Annotated in this window: 13 protein-coding genes; 9 read left to right on the plus strand and 4 right to left on the minus strand. The window is 66.1% G+C overall.

Going from position 1 to position 19,941, the window contains the following annotated elements:
• Positions 1 to 120: 120 nt before the first annotated feature.
• The 5 genes from BMI01S_RS13820 (at position 121) to BMI01S_RS13840 (ending at position 7,286) form a co-directional block, all read left to right on the plus strand.
• Positions 121 to 720, plus strand: coding sequence for a TetR/AcrR family transcriptional regulator (locus BMI01S_RS13820; RefSeq protein WP_028211826.1), 600 nt, complete (start codon positions 121 to 123; stop codon positions 718 to 720).
• Positions 721 to 787: 67 nt separating this feature from the next.
• The gene (locus tag BMI01S_RS13825; protein ID WP_028211825.1) at positions 788 to 2,575 is read left to right on the plus strand and encodes an acyl-CoA dehydrogenase C-terminal domain-containing protein; all 1,788 of its coding nucleotides are present in this window, start codon (positions 788 to 790) and stop codon (positions 2,573 to 2,575) included.
• Between the two features lie 159 nt (positions 2,576 to 2,734).
• Positions 2,735 to 5,176 (plus strand): 3-hydroxyacyl-CoA dehydrogenase/enoyl-CoA hydratase family protein, encoded by a 2,442-nt coding sequence (locus BMI01S_RS13830; protein ID WP_028211824.1) that lies wholly within the window; start codon positions 2,735 to 2,737, stop codon positions 5,174 to 5,176.
• Between the two features lie 31 nt (positions 5,177 to 5,207).
• Positions 5,208 to 6,407: an acetyl-CoA C-acyltransferase gene (locus BMI01S_RS13835; protein WP_028211823.1), complete on the plus strand. Its 1,200-nt coding sequence runs from the start codon at positions 5,208 to 5,210 to the stop codon at positions 6,405 to 6,407.
• Between the two features lie 108 nt (positions 6,408 to 6,515).
• Entirely contained in the window at positions 6,516 to 7,286 is a 771-nt protein-coding gene (locus BMI01S_RS13840; protein WP_028211822.1) for an enoyl-CoA hydratase, read from the plus strand.
• 37 nt (positions 7,287 to 7,323) lie between these two features.
• Here BMI01S_RS13840 and fdhD read toward each other — a convergent pair whose 3' ends face one another.
• Entirely contained in the window at positions 7,324 to 8,160 is an 837-nt protein-coding gene (gene fdhD / locus BMI01S_RS13845; protein WP_028211821.1) for a formate dehydrogenase accessory sulfurtransferase FdhD, read from the minus strand.
• A 192-nt stretch (positions 8,161 to 8,352) separates the two neighbouring features.
• Here fdhD and BMI01S_RS13850 point away from each other — a divergent pair, with 192 nt between their 5' ends.
• Both BMI01S_RS13850 and BMI01S_RS13855 read left to right on the plus strand, forming a co-directional pair.
• Complete coding sequence (locus BMI01S_RS13850; protein ID WP_028211820.1) at positions 8,353 to 8,835, plus strand: nitrate reductase associated protein; 483 nt, start codon at positions 8,353 to 8,355, stop codon at positions 8,833 to 8,835.
• Positions 8,836 to 9,064: 229 nt separating this feature from the next.
• Positions 9,065 to 12,640 (plus strand): EAL domain-containing protein, encoded by a 3,576-nt coding sequence (locus BMI01S_RS13855; protein ID WP_081715985.1) that lies wholly within the window; start codon positions 9,065 to 9,067, stop codon positions 12,638 to 12,640.
• Positions 12,641 to 12,697: 57 nt separating this feature from the next.
• On the opposite strand, the gene BMI01S_RS13860 is transcribed toward BMI01S_RS13855, so the two are convergent.
• Positions 12,698 to 13,093 carry an acyl-CoA thioesterase gene (locus BMI01S_RS13860; RefSeq protein ID WP_028211819.1) on the minus strand — a complete coding sequence of 132 codons (396 nt, stop codon included), beginning with the start codon at positions 13,091 to 13,093 and terminating at the stop codon, positions 12,698 to 12,700.
• Positions 13,094 to 13,505: 412 nt separating this feature from the next.
• Between BMI01S_RS13860 and BMI01S_RS13865 the strand changes: the two genes are divergently transcribed.
• The gene (locus tag BMI01S_RS13865; RefSeq protein ID WP_028211818.1) at positions 13,506 to 15,404 is read left to right on the plus strand and encodes an ABCB family ABC transporter ATP-binding protein/permease; all 1,899 of its coding nucleotides are present in this window, start codon (positions 13,506 to 13,508) and stop codon (positions 15,402 to 15,404) included.
• 43 nt (positions 15,405 to 15,447) lie between these two features.
• Here the strand turns inward: BMI01S_RS13865 and murU are convergent, their stop codons facing one another.
• Entirely contained in the window at positions 15,448 to 16,152 is a 705-nt protein-coding gene (murU, locus tag BMI01S_RS13870; RefSeq protein WP_028211817.1) for an N-acetylmuramate alpha-1-phosphate uridylyltransferase MurU, read from the minus strand.
• 62 nt (positions 16,153 to 16,214) lie between these two features.
• A complete protein-coding gene (locus BMI01S_RS13875) occupies positions 16,215 to 17,276 on the minus strand; it encodes an aminoglycoside phosphotransferase family protein (protein WP_028211816.1) in 1,062 nt (353 codons plus the stop codon).
• Between the two features lie 245 nt (positions 17,277 to 17,521).
• Here BMI01S_RS13875 and BMI01S_RS13880 point away from each other — a divergent pair, with 245 nt between their 5' ends.
• Entirely contained in the window at positions 17,522 to 19,906 is a 2,385-nt protein-coding gene (locus BMI01S_RS13880; protein ID WP_028211815.1) for an LPS-assembly protein LptD, read from the plus strand.
• Positions 19,907 to 19,941 lie beyond the last annotated feature (35 nt).

Raw genomic sequence — 19,941 nt, forward strand, 5'->3', positions numbered from 1 at the left:
TTCGCGGACGGCCGTCCTCAACAATAGTACGGCCGTTCGATTTAATTCAGGCCCCGATGCAAGCGGTTGACTAGCCGTCGACAGCGACATCGCGGCCGCATCGTTACGGTAAAGAAAGCTATGCGAAAAGGCGAACAGACACGAGCCGCCATTCTGGATGCAGCACTCGATCTCGCAGGACGCGACGGACTGGAAGGACTGACCATCGGCCTGCTCGCCGAGCGCATGCAGATGAGCAAGAGTGGCGTCTTCGCCCACTTCGGTTCGCGGGAAGACCTGCAGGTCGAGGTGGTGCGCGAGTACCACCGTCGATTCGAGGAAGAAGTCTTCTTTCCGAGTTTGCGCGAGCCGCGTGGTTTGCCGCGCCTGCGTGCGATGCTGTCGCGATGGATCGAGAAGCGCATTCACGAAGTCACGACCGGCTGCATCTACATCAGCGGCGCGGTCGAGTACGACGACCGCGCGGACAGCCAGGTGCGCGAGACGCTCGTGGCGAGCGTGTCGATGTGGCGCGCGGCGCTCATGAGGGCCATTTCGCAGGCAATCGAGGAAGGGCATTTGCGTAAGGACACCGATCCCGCGCTGATGCTCTTCGAACTGTATAGCGTGACGCTCGGCCTGCATCATGACGGCCGCTTCCTGCATCTGCCGGACGCGGTCGAGCATACGTGGGCCGCGTTCGAGAGGTTGATCGTTTCGTATCAGAGCGGAACCCAGTAGCGTCTTGCCGCACCATCGAAGTTGCGGCGGCGCGAGGGACCCGAAGCTCACATTCTGGAGAGAAGACATGGGACAGTACACCGCGCCGCTGCGCGACATGCAGTTCGTGCTGCACGAGCTGCTGAACGTGGAAGGCGAAGTGAAGCAGATGCCGAAGCACGCCGACCTCGATGCCGACACCATCAATCAGGTGCTCGAAGAAGCCGGCAAGTTCTGCTCCGAGGTGCTGTTTCCGCTGAATCAGGTCGGCGACCGCGAGGGCTGCACCTACGCCGGTGACGGCGTCGTCACCACGCCGACGGGTTTCAAGGAAGCGTACAGGCAGTATGTCGAAGCGGGCTGGCCGGCGCTCGGCTGCGATCCCGAATACGGTGGCCAGGGCCTGCCCGCGTTCGTCAACAACGCCCTCTACGAAATGCTGAACTCGGCGAACCAGGCGTGGACCATGTATCCGGGTCTCTCGCATGGCGCCTACGAGTGTCTGCACGCGCACGGTACGCCCGAACTCCAGAAAACCTACCTGCCGAAGCTGGTCGAAGGCGTGTGGACCGGCACGATGTGCCTGACCGAGCCGCATTGCGGCACCGACCTCGGCATCCTGCGCACGAAGGCCGAGCCCAACGGCGACGGCTCGTATGCGATCACCGGCACGAAGATCTTCATCTCGAGCGGTGAGCACGACATGGCCGAGAACATCATCCACCTCGTGCTCGCACGGCTGCCGGACGCGCCGCCGGGAACGAAGGGCATCTCGCTCTTCGTGGTGCCGAAGTTCATTCCCACGGCGGCGGGCGCGATCGGCGAGCGCAACGGCATCAAGTGCGGCTCGATCGAGCACAAGATGGGCATTCACGGCAACGCCACCTGCGTGATGAACCTCGACGGCGCGAAGGGCTGGCTCGTCGGCGAGCCGAACAAGGGCTTGAACGCCATGTTCGTGATGATGAACGCCGCACGCCTCGGCGTCGGCATGCAGGGCCTCGGCCTCACCGAAGTCGCTTATCAGAACTCGCTCGCGTACGCGAAGGAGCGTCTGCAGATGCGCGCGCTGACCGGCCCGAAGGCGCCCGAAAAGGCCGCCGACCCGATCATCGTGCATCCCGACGTGCGCCGCATGCTGCTCACGCAGAAGGCATGGGCCGAGGGCGCGCGCGCGTTCACGTACTGGTCCGCGCTGCAGATCGACAAGGAGCTCTCGCACGGCGACGAAGCCGAGCGCAAGGAAGCCGCCGATCTCGTCGCGCTGCTCACGCCGATCATCAAGGCCTTTCTCACCGACAACGCCTTCGAGAGCACCAACCTCGGCATGCAGGTGTACGGCGGGCACGGCTTCATCTCCGAGTGGGGCATGGAGCAGTACGTGCGCGACGCGCGTATCAACCAGATCTACGAAGGCACGAACACGATCCAGTCGCTCGACCTGCTGGGCCGCAAGGTGCTGGGCGACATGGGCGCGAAGCTCAAGAAGTTCGGCAAGCTCGTGACGGATTTCGTCGAAGCCGAAGGCATCAAGCCGGAGATGCAGGAGTTTGTGAATCCGCTCGCCGACATCGGCGACAAGATGCAGAAGCTCACGATGGAAATCGGCATGAAGGCCATGCAGAACCCCGACGAAGTGGGCGCGGCCGCGGTGCCGTACCTGCGCACGGCAGGCCACCTCGTATTCGCGTACTTCTGGGCGCGCATGGCGCGCATCGCGCTCGACAAGGAAAGCTCGGGCGATCCGTTCTACAAGTCGAAGCTGGCAACGGCGCGCTTCTATTTTGCGAAGCTGCTGCCTGAAACGGCCACGTCGATCCGCCAGGCGCGCGCGGGTTCGAAGACGCTGATGGAAGTCGACGAAGCGCTGTTCTAAGCGCTCAAGCTGCGCGCTGCTTGCTTTGCTCGCGAGCGCGCGCGGCGCTGAAACACCGAATGCCCGGAAGCGGCGCCTCGGCAAGAATAACAACAGGCCGGTCCGCGCCGCAAACCATCCCAAATCCGCTCGACATTGCATATCCGCTGGAGGAACAACGTGAGCAATCTCAATATTCGCAAGGTAGCCGTGCTCGGCGCCGGCGTGATGGGCGCGCAGATCGCCGCGCACCTCATCAACGCCCGCGTGCCCGTGCTGCTGTTCGATCTGCCCGCGAAGGAAGGCCCGAAGAACGCGATCGCGCTCAAGGCGATCGACACGCTCAAGAAGCTCTCGCCCGCGCCGTTCGGCGTGAAGGACGACGCGCAATACATCACGCCCGCGAACTACGAGGACGACATCGCGAAGCTCGCGGAATGCGACGTGGTGATCGAGGCGATCGCCGAGCGCATGGACTGGAAGCACGACCTCTACAAGAAGGTCGCGCCGCACCTCGCTCCGAACGCGATTTTCGCGAGCAACACTTCGGGCCTGTCGATCACCGAACTTTCGCATGGGTTCGACGACGCCTTGAAGGCGCGTTTTTGCGGCGTGCACTTCTTCAATCCGCCGCGCTACATGCACCTCGTCGAGCTGATCCCGACGACGCACACGAAGCCCGAAATCCTCGACCAGCTCGAATCGTTCCTCACGAGCGTCGTCGGCAAGGGTGTGGTGCGCGCGAAGGACACGCCGAACTTCATCGCGAACCGCGTGGGCGTGTTCTCGATTCTCGCGGTGATCGCCGAGGCGAAGAAGTTCGGTTTGCGCTTCGACGAAGTCGACGACCTCACGGGCGCGCGCCTTGGCCGCGCCAAATCGGCGACGTTCCGTACCGCCGATGTCGTCGGTCTCGACACAATGGCGCATGTCATCAAGACGATGCAGGACAACCTGAAGGACGATCCGTTCTTCCCCGTCTACGAGACGCCGGCCGTGCTCGCGGGTCTCGTGGCGAAGGGCGCGCTCGGCCAGAAGACGGGCGCAGGTTTCTATCGCAAGGAAGGCCGTGCGATCAAGGTGCTCGACCCCAGCACGGGCGAGTACGTCGACGGCGGCGGCAAGGCCGACGAGCTGGTGGGCCGCATCCTCAAGCGCCCGCCTGCCGAGCGCCTGAAGCTCCTGCGCGAAACCCAGCATCCGCAGGCGCAGTTCCTGTGGGCGATCTTCCGCGACGTGTTCCATTACATCGGCGTGCATCTGCAGTCGATCGCGGACAACGCGCGCGACGTGGATCTCGCGATCCGCTGGGGCTTCGGCTGGAACGAAGGCCCGTTCGAGGGCTGGCAGGCCGCGGGCTGGAAGCAGGTCGCCGAGTGGGTGAAGGAAGACATCGAAGCGGGCAAGGCGCTCTCGAATGCGCCGCTCCCCGCCTGGGTGTTCGACGGCCCGGTGGCCGCGAACGGCGGCGTGCACGCTGCTGACGGCTCGTGGTCGCCGGCCGCGCAACGCTTCGAGCCGCGCTCGAATCTGCCCGTGTACGAGCGCCAGGTGTTCCGCGCGGCGCTCTTCGGTGAAACCGGGGCGCGCGATCCGAAGACCTACGGCAAGACGCTGTTCGAAAACGAGCACCTGCGCGCATGGGTGGACGACCGTGCGGGCGAGGACGATGTCGTCATCGTCTCGTACAAGAGCAAGATGAACACGATGGGCCCGGGCCTGCTCGACTCGCTCGTGAAGGCTATCGACATCGCCGAAGACGGCTACAAGGGCGTCGTGATCTGGCAGCCGACTTCGCTCAAGCTCGGTACGCCGGGCGGCCCGTTCTCGGCGGGTGCGAACCTCGAAGAGGCGATGCCCGCGTTCATGATGGGCGGCGCGAAGGGCATCGAGCCCTTCGTGAAGAAGTTCCAGGACACGATGTTGCGCGTGAAGTACGCCAACGTGCCCGTCATCACGGCGGTGTCCGGCATCGCGCTCGGCGGCGGCTGCGAAATCATGCTGCAAAGCGCGAAGCGCGTCGCGCATATCGAGAGCTACGTCGGCCTCGTCGAAGTTGGCGTGGGTCTCGTGCCGGCTGGCGGAGGCCTGAAGGAAGCGGCCATTCGTGCGGCCGAAGGCGCGCAGGCGATCGGTGCGGCGCCGAGCGATTTGCTCAGGTTCCTGCAGAAGTCGTTCGAAAACGCGGCGATGGCCAAGGTCTCGGGCTCGGCGCACGAAGCGCGCGCCATGGGCTATCTGAAGCCGTCGGACACGATCGTCTTCAACGTCTTCGAGCTGCTCGACACGGCGAAGAAGGAAGCGCGCGCACTCTCGGCGGCGGGCTATCGTCCGCCGCTGCGCGCAACGCAGATTCCGGTGGCGGGCCGCTCGGCGATCTCGACGATCAAGGCGTCGCTCGTGAACATGCGCGACGGCCGCTTCATCAGCGATCACGACTTCCTGATTGCGAGCCGCATCGCCGAAGCGATCTGCGGCGGCGACGTCGAGGCGGGCAGCCTCGTCGACGAAGAGTGGCTGCTCAAGCTCGAGCGCCGCGCGTTCGTCGAGCTGCTCGGCACGCAAAAGACACAGGAACGCATCATGGGCATGCTGCAAACCGGCAAGCCGGTGCGCAACTAAAGCGGCACGAGACAACGGACTGGAGTAAGAGATGAGCAAACAGTTGCAGGACGCATACATCGTCGCCGCGAGCCGCACGCCCATCGGCAAGGCGCCGCGCGGTGTGTTCAGGAACACCCGCCCCGACGAGCTGCTCGTTCACGCGATCAGGTCGGCCGTGGCGCAGGTCCCCGGCCTCGACACGAGCGTGATCGAAGACGCCATCGTCGGCTGCGCGATTCCCGAGGCCGAGCAGGGACTGAACGTGGCGCGCATGGGCGCGCTGCTCGCGGGGCTGCCGCAGAGCGTGGGCGGCGTGACCGTCAACCGCTTCTGCGCGTCGGGTCTCACGGCGCTCGCCATGGCGGCGGACCGCGTCCGCGTGGGCGAGTCCGACGCGATCATCGCGGGCGGCTGCGAGTCGATGAGCATGGTGCCGATGATGGGCAACAAGCCGTCGCTCTCGCCGCACATCTTCGATCGCAGCGAAGACGTCGGCATTGCTTACGGCATGGGCTTGACCGCAGAGAAAGTGGCGGAGCGCTGGAAGGTGAGCCGCGAGGCGCAGGACGCGTTCTCGGTGGAATCGCACCGCCGCGCGCTCGTCGCGCAACAGGCGGGCGAGTTCAAGGACGAGATCGCGCCATACACGATCGTCGAGCGCTATCCTGATCTCGCCTCGGGCGAGGTGAAAGTGAAGGAACGCCTGATCGAGCTCGACGAAGGCCCGCGTGCCGACACCACGCTCGAAGGTCTCGCGAAGCTGCGCGCCGTGTTCGCGAACAAGGGCTCGGTCACGGCGGGCAACAGCTCGCAGACGTCCGACGGCGCTGGCGCGCTGATCGTCGTCTCCGAGAAGGTCCTCAAGCAGTTCAACCTCACGCCGCTCGCGCGCTTCGTGAGCTTCGCGGTGCGCGGCGTGCCGCCGGAGATCATGGGCATCGGCCCGAAGGAAGCAATTCCGGCCGCGCTCAAGGCCGCGGGCCTCAAGCAGGACGATCTCGACTGGATCGAGCTGAACGAGGCGTTTGCCGCGCAGTCGCTGGCGGTGATCCAGGACCTCGGCCTCGATCCTTCGAAGATCAACCCGCTCGGCGGCGCCATCGCATTGGGCCACCCGCTCGGCGCGACGGGCGCGATCCGCGCCTCGACGGTCGTGCACGGCCTGCGCCGCCGCAACTACAAGTACGGCATGGTGACGATGTGCGTCGGCACCGGCATGGGTGCGGCCGGCATCATCGAGCGGCTGTAAGCGCTCCGGCCGAAACGCCCAGGCGTTGATCGACACGGTTCGCAGACTTCGCGGTTTGCGGGCCGTTTTTTGTTATCGGATGTGTGGACTTTGCGAGGAGACTCCCGCATGAGCAACGAAATCCTGACCGCACGCGAAAACGGCGTGCTCACGATCACCATCGACCGGCCCGCGCGCAAGAACGCGCTCACGCCCGCAATGTATCTGGCGATGATCGACGCGTTCGCGGCCGCGCGCGAGGATGCGTCGGTGCGCGCGGTGCTGGTGCGCGGCGGCGCCGAAATCTTCACGGCGGGCAACGACATCGAAGACTTCCTGAAGTCGCCGCCCACTGGCGCCGATTCGCCCGTGGTCCGCTTTCTCGACGCCATCTCGACGTTCGAGAAGCCGCTCGTCGCGGCGGTGAAAGGACCGGCCATCGGCGTGGGCACGACGCTGCTGCTGCATTGCGATATGGTCTACGCCGCCGACAACGCGCGCTTCGCCGTGCCGTTCGCGCAGCTCGGGCTGTGCCCGGAGGCGGCTTCGTCGCTGCTGCTGCCTCGCATTGCGGGGTATCAGGGCGCGGCGGAGATGCTGATGCTCGGCGAGATCGTCGACGCGGAGCAGGCGCATCGCATGGGCTTCGTGAACCGAGTGCTGCCAGCCGCCGAGCTCGATGCGTTCGTTGCCGCGCAACTGGCGAAGCTCGTCGCGCTGCCTGCTTCGTCGCTGCGCATGACGAAGTCGCTCATGAAGCACGCGAGCGAGCACGAGATCAAGACGCGTATCAGCGAGGAGTGCGTGCACTTCGGCAAGATGCTGCTCTCGCCCGAGGCGCGCGAGGCGTTCACTGCGTTCCTCGAAAAGCGCAAGCCGGATTTCCGGCAGTTCGATTGAGGCGCCGGGCCGGGCGTCACGAATTACGGAGTGTGCTTCACGCCGTTTCGTAATCGACGTAGCCCGACTCGCGGCAAAAGCTCACGAGCCGCAGGCCGGCGCGCTTGGCGATGGCGATGGCGAGCGAGGAGGGCGCCGAGATCGTCGCGACCATCGGAATGCCCACGCGCGCGGCCTTACGCACGAGCTCGTAGCTTGCGCGGCTGGAGAGGAAGACGAAGCCCTGCTGCGTGTCGGCGCGCTCGATCACGAGCTGACCGATGAGCTTGTCGAGCGCGTTGTGGCGGCCCACGTCCTCGAAGGCGCGCAGGATCGTGCCGTTTTCGTCGCACCACGCGGCCGCGTGCAGGCCGCCCGTGAGCTTCGTGAGCGCCTGGTGCTGCGGCAGCTCCCGGGCGGCGCGCGCGATGGCGTCGGGCGCGAGCCGCGCAACGAAGCCGGTGTCGGGCACCTGCTCCGGTTCGAGATCGAGCAGATCGATGCTCTCGATGCCGCATACGCCGCAGCCGCTACGACCGGCGAGCGCGCGGCGCTTTTCCTTCAGCGCGACGAACGCCTGCTGGACCACCGTGAGATGGACTTCGGCATGCGGCAGGTCGACCGAAGGCTCTGCGTGCCAGTAGACCTCGATGTCCTGGATGTCGGCATTGCGCCCGACGATGCCTTCCGAGATCGCAAAGCCCACTGCGAACGCTTCGAGGTCGCGCGGCGTGCACATCATGACCGCATGCGAAATGCCGTTGAAGACGAGCGCGACGGGCCATTCCTGGCCCACGTGGTCGACATGCGTTTCTACCGTGCCGCTGCGGTGACGGTGCACACGCAGCTCGATGGCGCCGGGCTGGCCTTCGGATTCGAGGGGTGGCGCCGCCAGGGTCGGCGTGAGAGCGGGGGAACGGGGCGGTGTGGCCAAGCGGGAACTCCATCAGTCCTTATGCAGCGGCGGCGCGGTACCGCAGCGCTGCCGGTGGATGGCGGCCCTGCGCCGCGCGCGGAAGGTTCTAAAATACCTCAAGCGGGCCGCCCGCGCTTGTCGCGCCCACGCCCGCCTCGCGAGGATACCGTCATGGCATTGAACGAAGCTCCGCTGCTCTTCCGGTTCGAGGTCGACTCGTCGGAAAATCTCACCTTTATTCCGATGTGCGTGCGCTTCAACCTGGATCGTTTTGGTCTGCGCATTTCCCTCGCGCAATGGCAGTTGCTGCCCTACGAGGACCGCCGGCTGCTGGCGTGTTTTCCCGTGGACGAGGACACGCAGATCGAGCCCAATTTCGATCACGCGCTGTTCGAGATGATCCGCACGCATGCCAACGTCGAACCCGAATGGTTCGCGCCCGACGAAGCGCCGGCCTGGCGCGACGTGAGTGCGGTGCCGGCCGGCATTGCGCTGCAGGCGGAGCTCGCCAATCTGCGGCCACCCGGCCTCGAAGACTGGGCGCAACTCGCCCCGTTCCAGCGTTATGTGCTTGCCAAGCTCGCGCGCAAACCGGAGGGCAACCACGACTTCCTGCCGGCCATGCGAGAGTTCGGGCTGGCGGTGCCGCGTTGATGCTTACCTGCTGATTTTTCCCGCTCGATCGTTATCCTGATTCCGCTGGCGGAGGCCGCCTCGCGCGCGCCGCCGGGCTTTTTTTTCGCCGCTTTCAGCGATTTTTCCCTCAAGACAAGCCGAGGCGTGCCGTTATTTCGGGTTGGCGCGTCAGGCGCCGACCGGTCGCGCGCAGTCGTGACCCATCATCCCGCGTCCACGGCGCGGGCGCGAACGACGCTCGGCATTCATGAACTTTCTCTTTTCGAAGCGCCAACTTATCAATCTCGCCGTCGTTGCGGCGGCCGTCGGCGCAAACGCCTTTGTCGCGTGGACGCAGATCGACGGTCAGCGCGAGATCGATCTGCGCGCCGGCCAGGCGGCGACGATCCGCCACGACCTCGACCGCTATCGCGACGCGTTCGGCAGCGGCTTGAGCGCGCTGAGCCGTCTCGCGGTGCAGGGGCAGGCCGAGTCCGCCGGCGCACGCGAGGCGCGTGCCGCCCTGCTCGATGAAACCGGCCGCGTACTGCGGGCTGAGCTGGCCGGCGATGCCAACCTCGCAGCCCGCTTCGATGCGACGGCGGCCGATGCCGCCGCCATTGCGAGGGAGATCGATGAGACGCTCGCGCGCGCCGGGCAGCGCGTGGCCGACGAGCGCGGACAGGCCGTGGCGGGGGCGAGCGCGGCGCCATTGGATGATCCCGCGGCAGGCGGCGCGACCGGCCAGCAGGCCGGCGCGGCAACGCCACCCAATGCGGCGCGCGCGCCCGCGGCGCAGCTTGCCGCGCGCGAGGCGCTTGCCCGCAACGGCGTCGCGGCACCGGCGGCTCACTCGCCGAGCGTACCGAATGCGCGCGCGGACGGGCATATCGTGACCGGCGCGATACTGCCGCTGCACGCCGCGGCCCCGGAGGCGGCGAGCGCCGTCACGCCGGATTCGCCAGCAGCCGCGCCGCTTGCCGCGCATGCCGCGGCAAGCACCGGTGGGAACGTCACGACCGGCATCGCGGCAAGCACCGTCCAGACGCCCGCGACGCCAAACGCCAAGACGCTCCTGCCCGCAACCGCCGCGCCCACCGCGGAGGGCGTGTCGCCCGCCACTGCCGCCTGGCTCTCCGGCGAATACCTCCGCTTCGATTCCCTCGTCGACCGGCTCGACATGCGCCTCGCGGCGCTGCAACGCACGCAGGACCAGGCGCTTGCTGCCGCGCTCGCCGATTCGGCGCGTTCGGGTGGCCGCGCCCTCGTGCTCCTGATCGTGACGATGCTCGCGGGGGCGACGCTGCTCATCTACACGTTCGGCGCGCGCGAGAGCGCCGCCCGCGAGAAGCTGCGCGCGGTGAGCGGCATGCGCCTGCGCAGCGAGCGCTTCCAGGGGCTGTTCGACGCCCACCCGGTGCCCATGTATGTGTTCGACCGCGAGACGATGCGTTTTCTCGCCGTGAACACGGCCGCGATCCAGCAGTACGGCTACAGCGAGGAAGAGTTCCTCGCGATGACGATCCGCGACATCCGTCCGCCCGAGGAAGTCGCGCGACTCGAGCAGCACCTTGCCCGCTCGGACACGCTCACGCGGAACCTGCGCACGATGGCCGGCATCTGGCACCACCGCCGGCGCGACGGCTCGCTCGTCAGTGTGGACATTTCGCATCACTCGCTCACTTTCCTCGGCCGCGACGCCGTGTTCGTGCTCGCCGACGACGTGACCGAGCAGATCAAGGCGGAAGCGGAAGCGCAGCGCTCGAACCAGATGCTCGAGACGGTGATCGATAACATTCCGCAGCGCATCTTCTGGAAGGATGCCGAGTCGCGCTATCTCGGCTGCAACATGACTTTCGCGCGCGACGCAGGTCTCGCGTACCCCGAGCAGATCATCGGCAAGTCCGACGACGACCTGCCGTGGCGCGCCTATGCCGACGCGATGCGCGAACAGGACCGCGAGGTGATCGACTCCGGCCTGCCGCGCATCAACTACGAGGACGACCTCACGATCGACGGGCTGCACCGCACGACGCTCACGAGCAAGCTGCCGATGCTCGACGGCGACGGCCGCGTGATCGGCGTGCTCGGCTCCTACACGGACACGACCGAAAGCAAGCGCGCCGACCTCGCGCTGCGCCTGCAAAGCCGCGCGCTCGACGCGTGCACCAACGCGATTCTCATCACCGCGCCGGGGCCGGGCGGCAGCAACCTGATCGAGTACGCGAATCCGGCGTTCGGCCGCATCACGGGCTTCGATCCCAGCGAGGTGATCGGCCAGGACTGCCGCTTCCTGCAGCGCGACGACCGCGAGCAGGACGGCCTCATCGCGATCCGCAAGGCGCTGCTCTCGAACCGCGAGGTGAGCGCCGTGCTGCGCAATTACCGCAAGGACGGCGCGCTCTTCTGGAACCAGTTGCTGATCGCGCCGGTGCCCGATCTCGATGGGCGCATCACGCACCACATCGGCATCATCAACGACGTGACCGAGCTGATTCGCTACCAGGAGCAACTCGAATACCAGGCGAACTACGACAGCCTCACGCTGCTGCCCAACCGCAATCTGCTGCGCGACCGGCTTCAGCATGCGCTGCTCGCGGCGCAGCGGCACGACACCGGCGTGGCCGTGGTGTTCATCGATCTCGACGGCTTCAAGAACGTCAACGACAGCCTGGGCCACAGCGTGGGCGACCGGCTGCTGGGCGTAGTGGCCGAGCGGCTCCAGCGCTGCACGCGCACGACCGAGACGGTCGCGCGCCACGGTGGCGACGAGTTCGTGATCGTGCTCACCGACGCCATCGACGAGAAGGCGCTGATCGGCTGGATGGAGCGGGCGCGCGCGCTGATCTCGGAGCCGGTATGGATCGACGGCACCGAGCTTTACGTGGGCTGCAGCATGGGCGCGAGCGTGTACCCGCAGGACGGCAGCGACGCGGAGACGCTGCTCAAGAAGGCCGACGTCGCGATGTACCGCGCGAAGGACATGGGCCGCAATACGTTCCAGTTCTTCCAGCCGGAGATGAATGCGAACGTGGGCGCGCGCCTGAATCTCGAAAGGCGACTGCGTCGCGCGCTGCGCGACGGCGAGTTCCTGCTGCACTACCAGCCCCAGGTGGAGATCGAGGGCGGGCGCATTATCGGCATGGAGGCGCTCGTGCGCTGGCGCGATCCCGAGGTGGGGCTCGTTTCGCCTGCGCAGTTCATTCCGGTGGCCGAGGAAAGCGGCCTCATCGGCCCGCTCTCCGACTGGGTGCTGCGCGAGGCGTGCCGGCAGAATCGCGAGTGGCAACTCGCGGGGCTGCCGCCCGTGCGCGTTTCCGTGAACTTCTCGGCGAGGACCTTCCACCAGCGCGACATTGCGCAACTCGTGAAGGATGTGCTCCAGGAAACCGGGCTCGAAGCCTGCTGGCTCGAAATCGAACTGACCGAGAGCACGCTCATGCGCAACGCCGAGGAAGCCGTGTCGATGCTCAACGAGCTGCACGCGCTTGGCATCGGCATCGCCATCGACGACTTCGGCACCGGTTATTCGAGCCTGAGCTACCTGAAGCGTCTGCCCGTGGACCGGCTCAAGATCGACCGCTCGTTCGTCGCCGACATCGGCACGAGCAGCGACGACGAAACGATCACGGCGGCCATCATCGCGCTCGCGCACGAGTTGCAATTGCAGGTGATCGCGGAAGGGGTGGAGACGTCGGCGCAGTTCGCCTTCCTGCGCGAGCGCGCGTGCGACGAACTGCAAGGGTACTTCTTCGCGCCGCCGCTGCCCGGCGACGAGGCGGCGGCGCTGCTGCGCGCGAGCGCCGCTTACGAGGAAGCGCCCGGGCTTGCGTGGACGGTTTGAGCCCGGCGCACGCGCCGGGCGTTCGCGGTTGCGTTCGTGGTTGCGTTCGCAGTTGTGTTATTCAATTGCGGGCAGTGGGCGCGGACGGCGGTCCGCGCCGGTCGCCACGTAAGTGAGCGTTGCTTCGGTGACCTTGACGACTTCCTCCTGGAGGCGCATGCGCTGGGCGTACACCTCGACCTCAACGGTCACGGAGGTGTTGCCCGTCTTGACGATTTCGGCGTAGAAGCTCAGCAGATCGCCCACGAACACCGGTTGCTTGAACACGAACGAGTTCACCGCGACGGTCGCGACGCGCCCGTTGGCGCGGCGGCTCGCCGGAATCGAGCCGGCAATGTCGACCTGCGCCATGATCCAGCCGCCGAAGACGTCGCCGTGGACGTTCGCATCCGAGGGTTGCGGCACGACGCGCAGCGCGGGCGATTTTTGGGGGAGCGGGAACGAATCGGTCATCGGGCTTCCATGAAAAGGGATCGAACGGCGGGCGGCGCAGCGGCGCTGGCCCTGGTGCTGACATGCGCTGTTGGGCAGGCATGAGCGCGTCCAGCGGGGCGCGCCGCCTTCTGCGACAATACGTCGATCAGGAATTGTACGGGAAAGCATGAGGCGCGGCGGGCGGGTCGATAAGTACCTTCCACCCTCGCGAAACCCGTCGCCGATTGCCCCACAGGACTCGTCGTGCCGCTTGCGCCGCGCCCGGCTCCGGTCTTCGAACCGGCCTTCGCACTACGCATTCGCGCGGCGTTCGCAGCGCATTCTCACCGCGCTTCTACCCACACTTCTCACCACACTTCGCACCGCACTTTCCGCCGCGCTTCCCGCCGCAATCCCACCGAATTTCGCACACTCATATCGCCGCCCCGCCATGCGCCGCTTTCCCGCTTCCAACGAACCCGCGCTGCCCGCCACCGGGCCGCGCAACGACTGGCAGACGATCGTTTCCCTGCTGCCTTACCTGACCGCGTACAAATGGCGCGTGGCGTTCGCGCTCTGCTGTCTGATCGGCGCGAAGGTGGCCAACCTCGGCGTGCCGATCGTGATGAAGCACATCGTCGATGGCCTCGCCTCGGTGCGTCATCTCGAAGCGCTCGGGCGCGCGGAGCACGCCCCGGGCATCGTGCTCGCGGGCGGCGTCGGGCTGCTCGTCGTGGCATACGCCGTGGTGCGCCTCTCGACATCGCTCTTCACCGAACTGCGCGAAATCCTTTTTTCGAAGGTGACCGAGAGCGCCGTGCGCCAGCTCGCGCTTAAGGTCTTCCGCCATCTGCATTCGCTGTCGCTGCGCTTTCATCTCGAACGGCAGACGGGCGGCATGTCGCGCGACATCGAGCGCGGCACGCGCGGCATCACGCAGCTCATTTCGTACTCGCTCTACAGCATCCTGCCGACGCTCGTCGAAGTGGGCCTCGTGCTCGGCTTTTTCGTGGTCAAGTACGAGGCGTATTACGCGATCGTCACGCTCGTCGCACTGGTTGCGTACATCGTCTTCACGGTGAAGGTGACCGAGTGGCGCACGCATTTCCGCCGCACGATGAACGAGCTCGATTCGCGCGCCAACTCGCGCGCGATCGATTCGCTCATCAACTACGAGACCGTGAAGTATTTCGGCAACGAAGAGTGGGAAACGACGCGCTACGACGAGAACCTGCGCCGCTACAGGAAGGCCGCGATCAAGTCGCAGCAGTCGCTCTCGGCGCTCAACTTCGGGCAGCAGGCGATCATCGGCACGGGGCTCGTGTTCATACTCTGGCGCGCCACGCAGGGCGTGATGGCGGGACGGCTGACTCTTGGCGACCTCGTGCTCATCAACACGTTCATGCTTCAGCTTTACATTCCGCTGAATTTTCTCGGCGTCGTCTATCGTGAACTGAAGCAGAGCCTCACGGACATGGACCGCATGTTCACGCTGCTCACCGTCGAGCGCGAAGTGCCCGACGCGCCCGGCGCGCTGCCGCTCGCGGTGCGCGGCGGCGAGGTGCGCTTTTCGCGCGTGAACTTCGCGTACGAGCCTTCACGCCAGATCCTGCACGACCTGAGCTTCACGATTGCGGCGGGCACGACCACGGCCGTGGTGGGGCACAGCGGCTCGGGCAAGTCCACGCTCGCGCGGCTGATGTTCCGTTTCTACGATCTCGATCGCACGACGGGTGGCGCAATCACGATCGATGGTCAGGATATTCGCGACGTCACGCAGGATTCGCTGCGCGCCTCGATCGGCATCGTGCCGCAGGACACGGTGCTGTTCAACGATTCGATCTACTACAACATCGCTTATGGCCGCCCCACGGCGAGCCGCGAAGAGGTGATCGCGGCCGCGCGCGCGGCGCACATTCACGCGTTCATCGAAAGCCTGCCCAGGGGCTACGACACGCCCGTGGGCGAGCGCGGCCTCAAGCTCTCGGGCGGCGAGAAACAGCGCGTGGCGATCGCGCGCACGCTGCTCAAGAATCCGCCGATCCTTTTGTTCGACGAGGCGACGTCGGCGCTCGACTCGCGCTCCGAGCGCGCCATCCAGCACGAGCTCGATCTGATCGCGCGCGAGCGCACGACGCTCGTCATCGCGCACCGGCTCTCGACCGTGGTGCACGCGCAGCAGATCATCGTGATGGATCATGGGCGCATCGTGGAGCGCGGCACGCATGCGCAACTGCTCGCCGCGGGCGGGCATTATGCGCAGATGTGGGCGCTGCAGCAGCAGAAGGCGAGCGAGGCGCCCCAGGCACCGGAAGGACAGATCGAAGCGCCGGCAGCGGGCGGGCACTGAAGCGAGCCGCGCGCCGGCGCTTTTGCGTTGCGCACGGCGTGCTTCAGCCCTGCCGGGCGTTGGCGCGCAGCGCGGTGTCGAGCGCTTCGAGTTGCGCGGGCGTGCCGACGTTCTCCCATACGCCCTCGTACAGTTCGCCGCTCGCGCGACCCTGGGCGATCGCCTCGCGATAGTACGGTGTGAGCGCGCGCTTCGTGCCCGGCGCGAGATCGCGGAACATGCGCGTGTCGTAAAGGCCGAAATTGCCGAACGTATAGCGCGGCGCGCCTTCGAGCGCGAGGTGGCCGTCTGAGCCCAGCGCGAAGTCGCCGTTCGGATGGAACGCCGGGTTCGGCACCATTACGAGATGCATGCCTGGCGCTTCGCGCGCGGCGAGCGCCTCGGTGCGCGCCGCGAGCCGCGCGAAATCGTACTCGCTATAGACGTCGCCGCTCACCGCGAGGAAGACCTCGGCCGCGCCGTCTGGCGCGATGAGCGGGAGCGCCTGCGCAATGCCGCCCGCGGTTTCGAGCGCGTCGCTTTCAGGCGAGTAGAAGAGCGCCACGCCAAAGCGCGAGCCGTCGCCGAGCGCGGCTTCGATCTGCGCGCCAAGCCACGCATGATTGATGACGATGCGCGTGTAGCCCGCCGCCGCGAGCCGCTCGATCTGCCACACGATGAGCGGCTTGCCGCCCACTTCGAGGAGCGGCTTCGGGCAGGTGTCGGTGAGCGGACGCATGCGCTCGCCGCGCCCGGCGGCGAAGATCATCGCGGTGCGACCGCGGGCCGCCGTCGCCGGCGCGTGATTCGATTGGGTCATGGCGGCCCGTTTCAGAAGGTGTAAGCGACTTCGACGGCGCTGCCCTGCAGGTCGTCGATGAGGCGCGCGAATGGAGCCAGCGGGCGGTAGCGGTGCGCGACCTTGCTCGCGTAGGCGAGAAAGCGCGGCAGGTCGTTCATGTAATGCGGTTTGCCGTCGCGATAGTGGATGCGGCAAAAGAGGCCGAGCACCTTGATGTGGCGCTGCAGGCCCATCCATTCGAGCTGGCGGTAGAACTCGCCGAAGTCCTGGTCGACGGGCAGTCCCGCTTTCTTCGCGCGCTCCCAGTAGTGCGCGAAGCAATCAAGCTCGAACTCCTCGTCCCAGCTCAGGAACGCGTCACGCAGCAGCGAGACGACGTCGTAAGTGATCGGGCCGTACACGGCGTCCTGGAAGTCGAGCACGCCGGGGTTGGGCGTGGCGATCATCAGGTTGCGGGGCATGAAGTCGCGCAGCATGAAGGTCTGCGGCTGGGTGCGCGCGCTCGTCACGAGCAGCGCGAAGGTGCGATCGAGCACGCCGCGCGTGGCCTCGTCGACCTTGCGGCCCAGATGGCGCTCGAGATACCACTCGGGCATCAGCTCCATCTCGCGGCGCATGAAGGCTTCGTCGAAGTCCGGCAGCACGCCCGCGCGCGAACTCAGCTGCCAGCGGATCAGCGCGTCGATCGCGTCGCGCATCAGTTCGCGCGAGCGCGGGCCGGGGCCGGCTTCCTGCAGCGTTTTCAGGTAGGGCGCGGTGCCGAGATCGGTCACGAGCATCAAGCCCGCGTCGAAATCCGCTTCGAGCACGCGCGGCACATGCACGCCCGCTGCTTCGAGCAACTGCGCGATCTGGGCGAATTCGCGGCATTTTTCGGGGGGCGGGGCGTCGACCGCGATTAGCGTCTCGCCATGCGTACCCGCGCTCGCGAGGCGGAAGTAGCGGCGAAAGCTCGCGTCGGCGGAGGCGGGCGCTAGCGTCGCGAGGTCGAGGGCGTAGCGTTCGGCGTGGCTGCCGAGCCAGGCGGCGAGCAGATCGCGGCGGCTGTCGGCTGGGGAAGCGGCGGGGGAATGCGCGGCAGAAAAGGTCATGAAAGCCAGAGGCAAAATCAGTGGATCAACGTCTTGCCATATAATACCCCACGACTTTTTTGACGCGACTCGCGCCAAAGCCCGCATGACGGTAGGTTCGCCGCATTCATCGCCGGTCCATCGTTCGATGAAATGTAATTGATTGTGTGCAGTCCGGCCTCGATCCGGTTCATCGGAAGGGCGGTGCGCAGGCGGGCCGCCATGACGGAGTGGGCGGCGGCCGGGCCGATTCGCCAAAACCATACATGCCGCCCAGACAGTTTTTCCAGACGATCTCCCTCAGTGACGACGGCGTGCCGGGCAAGCGGCGGCTCATCGCGGCACTCATGGCCGTACCGGGTCTGGTGCCTGCGCTCGCGCACGCCCAGCTCACGGGCGACGCCGCTCAGCCGCAGCAGCTGGACGGCCCGTGGAGCCTGCGGCTCGCGCCGCAACTCGAGGACCACATCAACGCGCCGGGTCAGCGCCCGGCGACTTTCGTGCTCGGCGATTCGACCACCGGCACCGTGGACACCGACCTCGCCGTGCGAGGCGCCGCGGAGCTGCGCCAGGGCTCGAACGTGGTGAAAGGCGACGCTCTTCACTACGACCAGGACACCGACATGGCCAACGCGTATGGCAATGTCGTGGTGTCGCAAAAGGGCACGACGTTCGTGGGGCCCGAGGCGCATCTGAAGGTCGAGGCGAACGAGGGCTTCATGCCCGCGCCGAAATACCATTTCACGCTCACGGGCGGCTCGGGCAGCGCCGCGCGCGCCGATCTGCTGGACAGCGAACGCTCGGTGCTCACGAACGGCACCTACACCGCGTGCCAGTGTTCGACCAATCCGGCCTGGTACATCAAGGGCAGCGAATTCGACTTCGACACGGGCAGCGACGAAGGCGTGGCGCACAACGGCGTGCTGTTCTTCCAGAACGTGCCGATCTTCGCGAGCCCGTGGCTGTCGTTCCCGCTTTCGGGCGAGCGGCGCAGCGGCCTGTTGCCGCCGACGTTCTCGATCAGCTCGACGAACGGCTACGAAATTTCGTTGCCGTACTATTTCAACATCGCGCCGAACCGCGACTTGACGTTCACGCCCGAGATCATCTCGAAGCGGGGCGTGTTCCTGCAGGGCAATTACCGGTATCTCTCGACGAACTACTCGGGCTCGATCACGGGAACGTTCCTGCCGGACGACGCGATCACGAAGACGAACCGCTACGCGCTGTTCATCCAGCACAACCAGAACTTCGGCAACGGGTTCGGCGGTTACGTCTACTACAACAAGGTCTCGGACAATACCTACTCGTCCGACCTGTCGTCTCCGGCCAACCAGTTCCTGAACGGCACGCAGACGCTCTATCAGCAGGAAGCCGGCCTCACGTACAACAACGGGCCGTGGTCGGTGCTGGGTCGCTGGCAGCACTGGCAGACGGTCGAGTCGTCGACGCCGCCATACGGCCGAGAGCCGCAGTTGAACGTGAAGTACGCGAAGTACAACGTCGGCGGCTTCGACTACGGCATGGAAGCCGACTATTCGCGCTTCCGCATCACGGAAGCCAACGCGACCGAAGGCGACCGCGTCGTCTTCAATCCGTACCTGTCGTACTCCTTGATGGGGCCGGGTTATTTCGTCACGCCGAAGGTGCAATGGCACTTCGCGTCGTACAACCTGAGCAACATCGGCGCGCCGGGCACGACCTTCGGTTCGCCCGTCGGCACGCCGAAGAGCTTCACCGAATCGATCCCCACGTTCAGCTTCGACACGGGGCTCGTGTTCGACCGCTCGGTGCACCTGTTCGGCCAGGATTACATCCAGACGCTGGAACCCCGCCTGTACTACGTGTACACGCCGTACCACAACCAGCAGTTCGCGCCCCTTTTCGATACCGCCGAGTCGGACTTCGGGCTCGCGGAAATTTTCACGCCGAACACCTTCGTCGGTAACGACCGCATCGCCGACGCGAACCGCATCACGGCCGCGATCACCACGCGCTTCATCGACCCGGCCTCGGGCGACGAGCGCGCGCGCTTCGTGCTGGCGCAGCAGTATTTCTTCCAGGACCAGCGCGTCACGCTCATTCCCGGCGAGACTAACGCGCAGGCGACGCATTCGGATCTGATCGCGGGCGCATCGCTGAAAATCGGGGGCGGTTTCGCTTCGGAAACGGCGTTCCAATATAATGCCGACAACAACGCGTTCACCAAGGCGAGCATCGGGTTCGGGTACAGCCCGGGACCGAGCCGCGTGCTGAACGTGGCGTATCGCTACACGCGCGCCAACACGACGCTCGAAAACACGCCGATCAACCAGATCCTGATCTCGGCTCAATGGCCGTTCTCGCATCGGGTGTACGCCGTGGGCCGCTTCAACTACGATCTGGACGGTCATCGGATCGTCGACGGCCTGGTCGGCATGCAGTACGACGCCGACTGCTGGGTTCTCGGTGTCGGCCTGCAGCGTTACGCGAACGGGGTCAATACGTCGGGCAGCCCGAGTTCGTCAACGCGCTTTCTCGCGCAGCTCACGCTCAAGGGGCTGTCGAACGTCGACAACGGACTCGTGGCGGCGTTCCGGTCCGCAGTGCCGGGGTACACGCAACTGCCGGGTGTGGCGCCGTCGCCGTCGCGCTTCACTGATTATCAATAACGCGTGACCCGGAGCGCATGGCTTGCGCGAGGCGC

Origin of the sequence: Paraburkholderia mimosarum LMG 23256 = NBRC 106338 (genome assembly GCF_000739815.1) — a bacterium.
GTDB lineage: Bacteria > Pseudomonadota > Gammaproteobacteria > Burkholderiales > Burkholderiaceae > Paraburkholderia > Paraburkholderia mimosarum.